The 12,848-nt window shown below is 60.3% G+C and carries 11 protein-coding genes; 9 read left to right on the forward strand and 2 right to left on the reverse strand.

Translation table 11 applies throughout. The annotated features are described in order from the left end of the window. Positions 1-132: 132 nt before the first annotated feature. The 8 genes from ccoG (at position 133) to EOA78_RS35830 (ending at position 9,232) form a co-directional block, all read left to right on the forward strand. On the forward strand, positions 133-1,692 hold the full coding sequence (gene ccoG / locus EOA78_RS03510; RefSeq protein WP_029354962.1) for a cytochrome c oxidase accessory protein CcoG: 1,560 nt from the start codon (positions 133-135) through the stop codon (positions 1,690-1,692). Next, the gene (locus tag EOA78_RS03515) at positions 1,689-2,186 is read left to right on the forward strand and encodes a FixH family protein (RefSeq protein ID WP_091595779.1); all 498 of its coding nucleotides are present in this window, start codon (positions 1,689-1,691) and stop codon (positions 2,184-2,186) included. Before ccoG ends, EOA78_RS03515 begins: the two co-directional genes overlap by 4 nt. Then, complete coding sequence (locus EOA78_RS03520) at positions 2,183-4,471, forward strand: cation-translocating P-type ATPase (protein WP_091595777.1); 2,289 nt, start codon at positions 2,183-2,185, stop codon at positions 4,469-4,471. Before EOA78_RS03515 ends, EOA78_RS03520 begins: the two co-directional genes overlap by 4 nt. Continuing rightward, complete coding sequence (gene ccoS / locus EOA78_RS03525) at positions 4,468-4,623, forward strand: cbb3-type cytochrome oxidase assembly protein CcoS (protein WP_084831491.1); 156 nt, start codon at positions 4,468-4,470, stop codon at positions 4,621-4,623. Before EOA78_RS03520 ends, ccoS begins: the two co-directional genes overlap by 4 nt. Positions 4,624-5,166: 543 nt before the next feature. Continuing rightward, positions 5,167-5,589: a hypothetical protein gene (locus tag EOA78_RS35825; protein WP_164783627.1), complete on the forward strand. Its 423-nt coding sequence runs from the start codon at positions 5,167-5,169 to the stop codon at positions 5,587-5,589. Further along, positions 5,586-6,767 carry a 5-demethoxyubiquinol-8 5-hydroxylase UbiM gene (gene ubiM, locus EOA78_RS03530; protein ID WP_189350574.1) on the forward strand — a complete coding sequence of 394 codons (1,182 nt, stop codon included), beginning with the start codon at positions 5,586-5,588 and terminating at the stop codon, positions 6,765-6,767. Before EOA78_RS35825 ends, ubiM begins: the two co-directional genes overlap by 4 nt. Positions 6,768-7,023: 256 nt before the next feature. Next, the gene (locus EOA78_RS03535) at positions 7,024-8,844 is read left to right on the forward strand and encodes an EAL domain-containing protein (protein ID WP_245477342.1); all 1,821 of its coding nucleotides are present in this window, start codon (positions 7,024-7,026) and stop codon (positions 8,842-8,844) included. Next, positions 8,810-9,232, forward strand: coding sequence for a transposase (locus EOA78_RS35830; protein ID WP_259979747.1), 423 nt, complete (start codon positions 8,810-8,812; stop codon positions 9,230-9,232). Before EOA78_RS03535 ends, EOA78_RS35830 begins: the two co-directional genes overlap by 35 nt. Before the next feature lie 751 nt (positions 9,233-9,983). On the opposite strand, the gene EOA78_RS03545 is transcribed toward EOA78_RS35830, so the two are convergent. Continuing rightward, positions 9,984-10,583, reverse strand: coding sequence for an NAD(P)-binding domain-containing protein (locus EOA78_RS03545; protein WP_127313893.1), 600 nt, complete (start codon positions 10,581-10,583; stop codon positions 9,984-9,986). Between the two features lie 203 nt (positions 10,584-10,786). Then, a complete protein-coding gene (locus tag EOA78_RS03550) occupies positions 10,787-11,521 on the reverse strand; it encodes an SDR family oxidoreductase (RefSeq protein ID WP_127313894.1) in 735 nt (244 codons plus the stop codon). 266 nt (positions 11,522-11,787) lie between these two features. Here EOA78_RS03550 and EOA78_RS03555 point away from each other — a divergent pair, with 266 nt between their 5' ends. Next, entirely contained in the window at positions 11,788-12,684 is an 897-nt protein-coding gene (locus EOA78_RS03555; protein WP_127313895.1) for a LysR family transcriptional regulator, read from the forward strand. Positions 12,685-12,848: the final 164 nt, after the last annotated feature.

Below are 12,848 nucleotides of genomic sequence, written 5' to 3' on the forward strand. Positions count from 1 at the left end.
AGCGGACGAGGCCCGGCGCGAGCCGGGCCTCGACACCATTCCTAATGCGATCTGCACAACCCGGCAAGGCTGTCCTACCGCGAGGCTTTTCGACAGGTGCCCCTGACATTGGCTGGGAAAGTGGAGTTGCACGTGCGTGACAAGACGCAGTTGACACGGCTCGAAACAGAAACTGTCAATGCCGCCAAAACCCGCAAGCCCCTTTATGCCGCGCGTCAAAAGATCTTTCCGAAGCGCGCCTCGGGCAACTTTCGCCGCTTCAAATGGCTGGTGATGACGATCACACTTGGCATCTATTACCTGACTGCGTGGCTGCATTGGGATCGTGGCCCATTTGCCCCGGACCAGGCCGTGCTGCTCGATCTCACCAATCGGCGCTTCTACTTTTTCTTCATCGAGATCTGGCCGCAGGAATTCTTCTATGTGGCCGGCCTCCTGGTCATGGCCGGTGTTGGACTTTTCCTGATTACCTCTGCTGTCGGCCGTGCCTGGTGCGGCTATGCATGTCCGCAGACCGTGTGGGTCGATCTGTTCCTTGTCGTCGAGCGTGCGATTGAGGGGGACCGCAACGCCCGCATGAAACTCGATGCCGGCCCCTGGACCGCCCGCAAGCTGATGCTGCGGGTCTCGAAACACGCCATCTGGCTTGTCATAGGGGCGGCGACCGGTGGCGCCTGGATTTTCTATTTCGCTGATGCACCAACACTTGTGGGCGAGCTTTTCACCGGTACCGCCGCACCTGTCGCCTACATCACCATCGCCGTGCTGACGGCGACGACCTACACCTTCGGCGGCCTGATGCGCGAACAGGTCTGCACCTATATGTGCCCATGGCCGCGCATCCAGGCAGCCATGCTCGATGAGAATTCGCTCACCGTCACCTACAATGACTGGCGCGGCGAGCCGCGATCGCGCCACGCCAAGAAGGTGCAAGCCTCGGGGCAGTCCGTCGGCGACTGCGTCGACTGCAATGCCTGCGTCGCGGTCTGCCCAATGGGAATCGACATTCGCGACGGCCAGCAGCTCGAATGCATTACCTGCGCGCTGTGTATCGACGCCTGCGACGGCGTCATGGACAAGCTCGGCAAGGAGCGCGGGCTGATCTCCTACGCGACGCTCTCCGACTACAACGCCAACATGATGCTGGCGACCGCAGGCGGCTCCAGTTCAATCAATCCGTCGCTGGTCAGGACTGCTGTCGGCACCTTCTCCGATCAGGTGGCGCATTTTCACATTCGCAAGATCTTCCGGCCGCGCACCTACGTCTACATGGGCTTGTGGTCGCTGATCGGGCTGGGCCTGCTCTATTCGCTGCTGACGCGCGATCGGCTCGAACTGAACGTGCTGCATGACCGCAATCCGCAATTCGTCACACTATCCGATGGCTCCATCCGCAATGGCTATAGCGTCAAGCTGCTCAACATGATCCCTGAGCCAAGGACAATCGTCGTCACCATGCAGGGTCTGGAGGGTGCCGACATGGTCGTCGTCGGCGACGACATCCCGGCCGGCCGGTCTTTCGCCATCCCGGTCGAACCCGACCGCCTGAAAACGTTGAAGGTCTTCGTTCGCCAACCGGCGGACCAGATCCACGCCCCGGCACAGACCTTCAAGTTCCGTGTCGAGGATAAGGCGAGCTTCGAGTCGAACGAGTACGCCGCCACATTCAACGCGCCAGAGGCCGCCAAATGACCGCCAATGCCCAAAAGCCTCGCGAATTCACCGGCAGGCACATGCTGGCCATCATTCTCACCTTCTTCGGGGTGGTCATCGCGGTCAACCTGACCATGGCCACGCTCGCCAATACGAGTTGGACCGGCCTCGTCGTCGAGAACACCTATGTGGCCAGCCAGCAATTCAACAAGGAGGCCGAGGCCGGCCGCGCTCAAGCAGCGCTCGGTTGGACCGGCAAGCTGACCATCGCATGGGGCGAAGTCCGCTACAGCCTCTCCGACGCTGCAGGCAAGCCGGTTCCTCTGCACGGCGTCAAGGTGCTGTTTCGTCATCCCGCCTACGAGAAAGAGGACAAGTCCGTCACGCTCGCCCTCGCCTCCGGCCAGGAGTTCGCCGCCCAGCATATGCCGAAGGACGGCGTCTGGATCGTCGAAGTCGACACCGATGCCGGCCTGACACGACCCTATCGCGACGTCCGCAGGATTATGATTTCTCATGGAGCGCTGCAATGAGCTGTTGTGCACCGGGCGCTGAAATGGCGCTGGATCTGAACGGCGCCACGTCGGTCCTGCCATCCAGCCAGGAGATCAGGTTGGCGAGCCGATCGCTTGGCGATGATCTTCGGCAGACCGATCTTTCAGTGCCGACGGTTCATTGCGCCGCCTGTATCCAGACGATCGAGGCGGCACTTGGAAAGCTCGATCACGTCGAAAGCGCGCGCGTCAACCTGTCGACGAAGCGGGTCGCGGTCCGGTGGCGAGGAGACGAGGTGCCACCCTTCGTCGCCGCGCTTGGCAGGCTGGGCTACGAGGCGCATCTGTTCACACCCGAGGTCGATGACAAGGACAAGACGCTTGCCGAACTGATCCGCGCTGTCGCTGTTGCCGGCTTTGCGGCGGGGAACATCATGCTGCTTTCGGTCTCTGTCTGGTCCGGCGCCGAAGGTGCTACCCGCGACCTGTTTCACTGGGTCTCGGCGCTGATCGCCATTCCTGCCCTCGCCTTCGCCGGCGGAATCTTCTTCCGTTCGGCCTGGAATGCTTTGCGCCATGGTCGCATGAATATGGACGTGCCCATCGCGGTCGGTGTTTCGCTCGCCTATGCCATGAGCCTCTATGAGACGATCAATCATGGCGACCACGCCTATTTCGACGCGTCGGTATCGCTGCTGTTCTTCCTTTTGATCGGGCGCACGCTGGATCATGTGATGCGGGAGCGTGCCCGGACTGCCGTGAAGGGCCTGTCTCAGATGGCCGCGCGTGGCGCAATGGTGATGCGCGGCGACGGCGCGCGCGACTATCTGCCGGTCGGCGAGATCGAACCAGGCATGCGGTTGTTGATCGCGGCCGGTGAGAGGATCCCCGTCGACGGCAAGATCATCCAGGGAACGTCGGATCTCGACTGCTCGCTGGCCTCAGGCGAAAGCACGCCGAAAAACGTGGCGCCGGGCGAAGCAGTACAGGCCGGCGTGCTCAATCTTACCGGCCCGCTGACGATCCAGGCGACAGCCGCCGCAAAGGATTCGTTCCTGGCGGAGATGGTTCGGCTGATGGAATCCGCCGAGGGCGGTCGCGCGCACTATCGCCGCATCGCTGATCGCGTGTCGGCACTCTACGCGCCCCTGGTTCATCTCACCGCCTTCGTGACATTCCTGGGCTGGATGGCGGCGACCGGCGACTGGCACCGGGCGATGACGATCGCCATCGCTGTTCTCATCATCACATGCCCCTGCGCGCTCGGCCTCGCCGTGCCGATCGTCCAAGTGGTCGCGGCGCGGCGGCTTTTCGAGAGCGGTATCATGGTCAAGGACGGTTCGGCCATGGAGCGCCTCGCGGCGATCGATACTGCCGTGTTCGACAAGACCGGCACGCTCACGCTCGGCCAGCCCCGGCTGGTCAATGCGGACTCGATTGATCCGGGCATGCTGGCAATCGCCGCCGACATGGCCGCGCATTCGCGTCACCCGTTTTCAAAGGCCATGACCGGCTTTGCCGCTCCTGGCGGGCAACACAAATTCGATGCCGTCACAGAGCATCCGGGGTTCGGGATCGAAGCCACTGTCGCCGGAAGCACCTGGCGGCTGGGTCGACGCGGATGGGCTGGATGGAAGGCCCGGACCGGAGGTGAAGGCAAACATGGCTATGGTGGAACGGCCCTGACAAAAGACGGGTTCATTGTCGCGACCTTCGATTTCGAGAATGCGCTGCGCGCCGACGCGGCGGCGGCGATCAAGCGATTGAACGATGCCGGGGTGTCGATGCAAATGCTGTCGGGCGATACCGCCGCAGCCTGCGCCGAAGTGGCAAAGCTGCTGGATATCGACGACTTCGTTCCGTGCCTGCTGCCATCGGGCAAGCTCGAACGCATCGAAACCCTCGCGAAAGTTGGGCACAAGGTTCTGATGGTTGGCGACGGCCTCAACGATACGCCGGCCCTGAGCGCGGCGCATGTCTCGATCGCACCGGCCACCGCCGTCGACATTGGCCGCAACGCGGCAGACTTCGTCTTCCTGCGCGAAAGCCTCCTGGCGGTGCCGCTCGCCCTGGGCGTCTCGCGCAAGGCAGGAAACCTGATCCGGCAGAACATCGCAATCGCAATCGTCTACAATGCGGTGGCAGTACCAATCGCCATCCTCGGGCACGTCACGCCTTTGATAGCGGCGATTGCCATGTCTGCCTCATCGCTGCTTGTTATTGGAAACGCATTGCGCTTGCACGGCTTCATGGCGAATGCGACGGTGCAAGTTATTCAAAAAGTCAGACGCTCCGCAGTCGGCTATTCGGCACAATCCTCGTGACGACCTTGCTCTATCTCATACCAGTGGCCCTTTTTCTGGGTGCACTGGGCCTGTCCGGCTTCGTCTGGGCATTGCGAAGCGGTCAATACGAAGATCTCGACGGAGCCGCCGAGCGGATACTAATTGATCGGGACGACAAACCGGGACGCTGATTTCAATCCGCTGTGCATAAGATGCGCGGATCCCGCTCGTCAGTCGAGCCGGCTCAGTCGGGAACAAGCTGTCCATGCTCCATGACCAGCTTGACCTAAGCTGGGCACTACATTGATTTGTGAAAATCCACTGTCGTGCGAAGGACTGCCTTCCCATGCACCCAGTATGAGGCGGCTGATGCCGCGAGAGTACCTCGCGCGGCCGGACGAGCTTCGCACTGTGCGCACGGGTAACAAGTTGAGCGTCGCGATCGATCACCCGAGCGTGAACTACCAGTGCCGGTTGATCGTGCCCTGGCTGATCCAGATCAGGGTCATATTCGCATCAGTGGTGCTTTATAGGCCAGTCTTCGAAGGAGAATGCATGACTTATGTATCGCGGCCAGACGCGTCCACCTCTGATGGGTTGCATGCTTCATTGCCGATCCATGCCAATTTCCGGCCCTGCGCCTTGCAGCAATGCGGTCACCGAAACTCAGCGCAGATCACGGTGTTCCGCACGTGGTATCCACTCGTCACGACGATAATAATAGGCAGAATCCCATGAGCGCCGTTCACATCATCGACTGCCACAACGCGAATGACTACTTCGCCGACAGGGCGGACGGACCGATCACACAGAAGATGCTAAAGACTGTCAACATCCGCGCGGAGCTCCACATTGCTTTGGACCGAAAGCATTTTCGTGAGGCTGTAGTCCAAGCGAACAAGGCGAAGTGCGACGTGCTTCACATCGCTGGGCACGGCAATGGAGACGGGATCGCTTCGTCCAGTGGGCGAGGTAGCCTTCTTTGGGCTGACTTCGTAGAAATGTTCCAAGGCTCGGATCCAGCGCCGAAGATCCTCGTGATGTCAATGTGCTGCGGAGCATCATACGCGTTGGCGGCGGGCACGGAGCTCAGCGGATGTCAGTCGGCTCAGTTCCACCGTTACACGAGGATAGCCGACGGGATGGCGGCACGCTGATGGGCTCTGACGACAATTTTGACATCGTTGTCGTTGGAGCCGGGCCGGTCGGCCTTTCGTTCGCTGCGTCGCTTGCCCAAAGCGAACTCAAGGTGGCAGTTGTTGAACAGAACACATTCGATAGTCTGGCGAATCCGGCTTTCGATGGTCGCGAAATCGCGCTGACCAACGCTTCGATCAGAACCCTTCGCGAGCTCGGCGCCTGGGATGTCATCCCGGCTTCGGACAAATCAGCAATTCAAGGCGCGCGCGTGCTCAACGGCTCGAGCGCATTCGCTCTTCGTTTCGATCCTCCCAGCAACTCTGGAGAACCGCTGGGGGTTTTGGTTCCAAATTGCCGGATCCGCGAGGCGCTGTTCAAAATCGTCCGCTTGCAGGATCGCGCCCGGCTGTTGTGCGGCCACTCGGTCGTCGATGCAACAAACAGCCAAGAAGGAGCAGTCGTAACGCTCTCTAATGGCGCGCGTTTAACTGCTCGGCTTGTTGTTGCCGCGGATTCGCGTTTGTCCGCCACGCGTGATCTGCTGGGCATCGGCGCCGATATCAACCGGCTTGGCCACTCGATGCTGATTTGCCGAGTGAGGCACGAGCGCGCCCACCACCAGATCGCCATCGAATGGTTCGATCACCATCAGACGATAGCGATATTGCCCCTCGCGGAGGGCGTGTCGTCGCTGCTGCTCACATTGCGCTCAAACGAGGCCTATAGACTGCTTGCCTTCGATGACGATTTGTTCCTGTCGGAGTTGACGAAACTGTGTCGAGGGCGCCTTGGAAAAATGACCTTGGCAAGCAAGCGCCATACCTATCCGCTGGTCACGACCTGGGCGCACAAATTCCGGGCCCCGAGCGCCGCACTCATCGGCGACGCTGCCATCGGCATGCACCCGGTGACCGCTCACGGATTCAACATCGGTCTCAGCAGCCAGAAGCAACTCGCCCGTGGAATCATGACTGCGTGCCGCGACGGCCGCAATGTTGGCGACCCCGACATGCTGCACATATACGAAAGGCGGCTGCGCCTGTCGGCGGCGCCGCTCTACCATGCAACGAACATACTGGTTGGACTCTACTCCAGAGACCACCTGGCGGCACGGCTTGCAAGGCATCTGGGGCTTCGCTTTGCCCAACATGTTCCCCTTGTCCGGCATGGGATTTCGGCGGAGCTCCAGCGGTGATACTGCACCAGCAGTTGCATTTTGCGCGATGTGCTGGGCGAGCGATGGGAGAGAGTGCATCATGCGCCGGAGTAATCCTGCTCCCGACGCTGATCTCCGATTGAAGAATTAACCCGTCCTTCAGGGGGGCTGCATAGGCTGCGGACAAGCAGGAGTAAGCAAGCTGACCCGTCCAGCCCTGGAAAAAGAAGATCCGCTGGAGGCGAGAATCCTTCAGGACCAGCTCGCTGATCTGAGGGCAGGCCTTTTCGTCTCAATGCCGATAAGCATTGTGCTGTCCGGGCTGATTTTGACCGTGCAGGCCCTTTCCGGGAACGGTCTTGCTGGCGCGGCCTGGTTTTCGGTCGTTAATGCGATAAATGCCGCCCGCCTTGCACTCGCCCGTCATCAGCTGAAGGAACCCGGAGTCCAGGATGATCTGACACGGGTTTGGCTGCGGCTTCGCTGGTTTGGCAGGCTTGCTCTTCTGGCGGGATTCACCTGGTCATTCCTTGCCGTCCTAACGGCTGGGTACACGACGTCTCAAGCATCGCTGCATCTAATAATTCTGGCGGGCATTTCAGCTGGCGCGGTCACGTACGGCAGCTCATATGCTGCGGCAGCGATATACTTCATCACACCGCCACTCCTCATTGCCGCCGCATGCTTGCTGACGAAGGGAACCCTGGAAAACTACATTCTGGCTTTTGCCGTCCTGCTTTTCGAGGGCGGCCTGGCTCGAGCCTCGTTCGTTGGACAAGCGCGCTTCCGTGACGCGAGCCGCCTGAGACATCAAGCCGAGCGGCTTGCCGCGGAAATGGAGCGCAATTCCAGGGAGGACCATCTTACCGCGCTCCTCAACAGGCGCGGCCTCGAACATGCAATCGATCAGTTTGAGAACACTGATGGGCCCTTTGTGGCCATGCTGATTGATCTGGATGGGTTCAAATCTGTCAACGATACCTACGGTCACAGAACGGGTGACGAGCTGCTTGCCAGGATCGCCCGCCGAATAGAGGAAGAAGCACCGGAGGGCTCAACGCTCGCCCGCATCGGTGGCGATGAATTCGTGCTGGTTTTTTCCTCGCTTAGAAATTCGCCTTCTCCCAGCAATCTCGCATCCAATCTCATATCCAAGCTTGCTCGCCCCTATCCTGGCGTCGCCTCCGTCCGGATCGGGGCATCCATAGGAATATACTCGGCTAAAAACCCGGGGCTGACGGAAATGTTGTTGCGGGCGGACATCGCCCTTTACACAGCTAAGCGCCGTGGCAGGAACGAATCTTGCCTGTTCGATGCCGAGCTCGACCGGGAACTGCAACGCCGCCAGTCAATCGAACGCGATCTTCATTCGGCGATAAAGACGAGAAGCTTGGGCCCTTGGTTCCAGCCAATCGTAAGACTCGACACCGAAGCTGTGATCGGTTTTGAAGGGTTGCTAAGGTGGTCCCATCCGATTCACGGTTCCATCTCTCCGCCCGAAATCATGACAGCGGCACGCGAAACCGGAATGCTCCAGCTGCTAACTCAAGCTGTATTTTCCGAATGTTGCGCTTTTATCGACGCCTTGGTGAAAGCTGACTGTCGTGATGTTCGTGTGACGATGAACGTTTCACCGCGCGAATTGGAGGCCGGCGATATCGACGAAATGGTTCTGAATGGTCTGGCGGCAAAGGACCTCCCTGCAACGATGTTCGAAATTGAGATAACAGAAGAATCGCCCGTGGACCCGGACAGGGTCGATGAAAAGCTCGGACGGCTTTCACATGCCGGCATTTCCATCGCGCTCGATGTCTTCGGCACCGGCTTTTCCACGTTGGCATCGCTCAAGGACAGTCGGATAAGGAAGGTGAAAATAGACCAGGGCTTCATTCGCGGTTTAGCCAAATCGCGGGAGGATCGGCTGCTTGTCAAAACCGTGATCGATCTTGGTCGGACGCTCGGGATCGAGGTCATGGCCGAGGGCGTCGAGACAGAGGCGGATCGGCAAACTCTGCACAAGCTTGGCTGCAAAACCGCTCAGGGCTTCCTGTTCTCCAAGGCGGTGCCACTCAGCCAAGCGCTTGGTTTGGCAGTTAAAGAGCGCCAGGAGTTGTGACCGGCATCCGCCATTCGCTCACGCGCGCCACCTCGCCGGGTTCAGCGGTATCCTGCAAGTGGATGGCTACTCGGCCTATACCAACCTGGTCAAGGCACGGGACAAAGCCGGCAGCAATGAAACAATCCGGCTCGCCGGGTGCTGGGCTCACCTGCGGCGCAAATTCTACGACCTGCACATCAGCGGGATCTCGCAGGGCCGCGACGGGTTCGATCACCGCCATGACCGAATTGTGGAAGGTCGAGACAAGGTTCGTGGCAAGGATGCTGGAAGCCGCGCCGCGCTGCGTCAGGAAAAGTCCGTGGCCATTGTCGCGAGCCCCTTCGATCTATGGGAAGCGGAACTGGGCAAGGTCTCGGGGAAATCCAAAACCGCCTTGCGGGGCTGACCTTCCATCTGGTCCGTGGTTAGCTGATAGGCGGTTTATTTGTCGTGCAACGTGCTCTTTCAGCCTAAGCTGCTCCACGCGTGGGGTACCAAATGTCAGACTTTCACCACTAGGAAATCGCGAACGGGCGCGGCGCTTACTGGCCGCATTGCCGCAAAATAGCGTCGGAAGGTGGGATCGGCGTGACGTTGTTACTCAGAGTGAGTGGTCCCGAGAGTTGAGGGCAGAATCGAAATTCGCGTGTTCCTATAGCGCATCTCCGATCGGGGGCCATCGCCACGAGCAGCAGATGAGGCAATGCGAAGCTTGGTCGATCGACAGAGTGATGCGGCACGACATCCATTTCCTACCAGCCCATTCCCCCCGATACAGCCGCGCGTCTACTCGAACCTAGAGCTGTCGAGCATGAGCAAACACCGTCCTTGTTGTGTTCTGAGAACTCCAGCTTTACCTCGCCGAATGGCAGCTCGCAAATGATGCAATCAAAAGTGTGCATACCGCGGCAGCGACCACATTGTTTCAGTCTTTTCAACAGCGTAAGAATCTGACGGTATTTTTGACGGTACTCACTGGTTGTGTGACTTAAATTAAGTAATTGAAACAATCAGGTACGGCCTTAATTGATGATTGAGTGGGAGTGACGGGGGAGTACCATGGAGTGGTATCGGATAGCAGAGGACACTCGGGCGAATCCTAGGCCATCGACGGCAGTCGATAGGTTCTCGGGCCAAATCACACGGTCGTAGATCGATTACTGCTCCTTCTTGAACAAATCCTGGAAGATGAGCTGGCCCCAAGTGCGGCCGCGTGCGTGCACCAGCGCGCCACCCTCGTTGAGCTTTCCCAGCTTGACGGGTGCGAACCCGAGTTGTTTGGCCAAGGCCGCCACGGGACCGGTCGAGCCCTCGTCGTCGCTCGACAGAAAGATGACCCGGTGGCCGCCCTCGACGATCGGATCGGCAGCCAGGGTGGCCGCAATCAGGTGATTGAAACCTTTCACGAACTTGGCGCCGGTGAACGCCTTCGCAACGCAGGCGGAGGACGGGAGACCATCCAGCTCTTCAGGGACTGGAAACGCGTTCGTCGCGTCGATGACTGTCTTGCCTTCCCAGCTCGGCAGGGCCTTCGCAACCTCGCGATGCTCCCCGAACGGGACCGCCAGGATGATCGTGTCGGCCTCGAGTGCATCCCGCAGTGACTTGGCGACGACCGTGGGTCCGATCGCCCCAGCCTGCGCCACCAACGCCTCGGGCGGCCGGCGGCTCGCGACGGTCACGTCGATGTTTTTACGGGCGAAGGCGTGGGCGAGAGCCTGGCCTATCTTACCGAATCCTACAATCGCATAGCTCATAATACTTCTCCGATCCGTGTTGATATTGATTCCCGGCCTTCAACGGCGCTGGGTTATCCGTTTCGCTGTGTGGCGACCTTCGCGTAGACGTCCCGCCGTGAATGACTTCCGCGCGGCCGGACTGACCGTTCAGCGCGGAAGTCGTTCCACCGTGGACACGCTAGTTCCCGCCGGTCAGCCGCTTCCCGCGATCCGGCGCGATTTCAGATGGCCGAGAAGCCGCCGTCGACAGACAACTCCACCCCATTCACGAAGCTCGAATCGTCTGAAGCAAGAAACACCGCGGCCGCCGCAATTTCCTCAGGACGCCCCATCTTTCCCCGCGGGATCAGGGATTCGAACATCTGCTTCGCCTCCTCGGTGAGAACCTGGTCCTGCATCGGTGTGGCGATCGGCCCCGGGTGCAGCACGTTCACCCGGATATTCCTGCCCTTCAGTTCGTTGAGCCAACCGCGTGCGAATGCGTGCAGCGTCGCCTTGCTCGCCGCATACACGCTGTAACCAGGAAAACCTTTGATCGAAGCAACCGACCCGGTCATGAAGATCGATCCGCCATCGTTGAACAGCGGCAACGCCTTCTGAACCGTAAACAGCGTGCCGCGCGCATTCAGGCCGAAGGCCGCATCGAAGTGCTGCTCGGTAATCTCGCCCAGTGGGACGGCTTCGCCCGTGCCAGCGCTCGCGTACAGTACGTCGATCTTGCCCTTTTCCCGCTTGATCGTGTCGAACAGGCGGTCGAGGTCGTCGAGATTGGCCGCGTCGCCGCGCACGCCGGTCACGTTCCGGCCAATCAGCTTGACGGCCTCATCGAGCGCCTCCTGTCTCCGGCCCGTGATGAAAACATAGGCCCCCTCTTCGACGAACAGTTTCGCCGTCTCAAGTGCCATACCGGAGGTACCACCCGTGATGACTGCAACCTTACCCTCAAGCTTTCCCATGACTTCTCCTTTCGTGGTGTCGGGACAGCATCTGCCTCCGAGAACCTCGAAATGGGTCCGTCGGCGTCATTTGTTGAGTGCGGAAGCGCGCACATCGGTGGTGCGAAATCGATCCGGCTGGACGAGTGACGCCAGCCGCGCGATCGGTGTCCGCCGTTTGGAATTGGGCCGCGCTCGTGGACATAGGCTATGATGACCGCCCGTACTGCTGTTCGATGTTTAGATACGGGCTTTGGAAGGCGCACCCCGCGGTGCGGGATTGCACCATGATCGACTGGGACGACGTTCGCTACTTTCTTGCTGTCGCGCGTGGGGGCTCGGTCCGAGCCGCCGCCGAGCGCCTCGGGGTGAACCACACCACAGTGCTGCGGCGCATTGCCCAACTGGAGGAGCGGCTGGGGGCGCACATGTTCGAGAAACTGCCCTCGGGCTACCGCCTGACGGCTGCGGGCGTGGAGGTCCTCGAGTTCGCGGAGCAGATGGAAGCGTCGTCGCACCAGTTGGAGACGCGAATTTTCGGGCGCGACCAGGGCGTACGCGGACTCTTGCGGGTGACACTGGCGCCGACCCTCGCGACTCACTTGCTTATGCCCGACTTCGCTGAGTTTGCGCATCTGCATCCGGACATCGAGATGGAAATCTTGTCGTCCGGCGAGCTGGCAAATCTGACCAACCGAGAGGCCGATGTCGCGATCCGCGTCGTTTACGACCGCAAAACCCTGCCGCTCAATCTTCACGGCCTGAAGGGACCGGAGCTGTTCAGCGGCGTCTACATGTCTCGCGATCGACTAGCCGCGTGGCGTGCGGGCGCGCCGGATCCCATCCGGTGGATCGTCATAAGCATTCATGGCATCCCGGACTGGGCCCGCGAGGGTGAGGTTCGTCCCACAGGGGTTCCGTTCAGGACCACGGACGGCGAGGCGCAGATAATTGCGGTACGGCAAGGGCTCGGGATGACGACACTGCCGTGCTTCGTCGGAGATGCCGACCCCCTACTGGCGAGGGTGCCGGGCACCGACCTGCACATGCATGGAACGCTCTGGCTTCTCACACAGGGGGAGACACGCAAGACGAAGCGCGTGCGGCTCTTCACTGAGTTCGTATCCCGCAGGCTCGCCGCCTACGCTCCGCTTCTCGCGGGGCTGTCTGTATCGGGCGACTGACGCCCGGCAGGTCGCCGGCGACGCTTGCCGTAATCCGGTCGGAAGCCGAGCTGTCATCGCTTGAAGCGGCGTCGTTCAATCCGCGAATGTTTGCGGGGTACTCTGGCGCACTATGGAGTGCAATTGGGAGGCTCTCAGAGCCCTTCAGATGTCGCCGAACGAGG

This window comes from Mesorhizobium sp. M5C.F.Cr.IN.023.01.1.1, assembly GCF_003997585.1.
In the GTDB taxonomy this organism is placed as follows: Bacteria; Pseudomonadota; Alphaproteobacteria; order Rhizobiales; family Rhizobiaceae; genus Mesorhizobium; species Mesorhizobium wenxiniae.

What these genes read in the sequence shown, in the direction of transcription:
- EOA78_RS03515 (WP_091595779.1), top strand. Translation starts at nt 1,689, where the DNA reads ATGACCGCCAATGCCCAAAAGCCTCGCGAATTCACCGGCAGGCACATG.
- EOA78_RS03520 (WP_091595777.1), top strand. Translation starts at nt 2,183, where the DNA reads ATGAGCTGTTGTGCACCGGGCGCTGAAATGGCGCTGGATCTGAACGGC.
- EOA78_RS35825 (WP_164783627.1), top strand. Translation starts at nt 5,167, where the DNA reads ATGAGCGCCGTTCACATCATCGACTGCCACAACGCGAATGACTACTTC.
- EOA78_RS03535 (WP_245477342.1), top strand. Translation starts at nt 7,024, where the DNA reads ATGCCGATAAGCATTGTGCTGTCCGGGCTGATTTTGACCGTGCAGGCC.
- EOA78_RS03545 (WP_127313893.1), bottom strand. Translation starts at nt 10,583, where the DNA reads ATGAGCTATGCGATTGTAGGATTCGGTAAGATAGGCCAGGCTCTCGCC.
- EOA78_RS03550 (WP_127313894.1), bottom strand. Translation starts at nt 11,521, where the DNA reads ATGGGAAAGCTTGAGGGTAAGGTTGCAGTCATCACGGGTGGTACCTCC.
- EOA78_RS03555 (WP_127313895.1), top strand. Translation starts at nt 11,788, where the DNA reads ATGATCGACTGGGACGACGTTCGCTACTTTCTTGCTGTCGCGCGTGGG.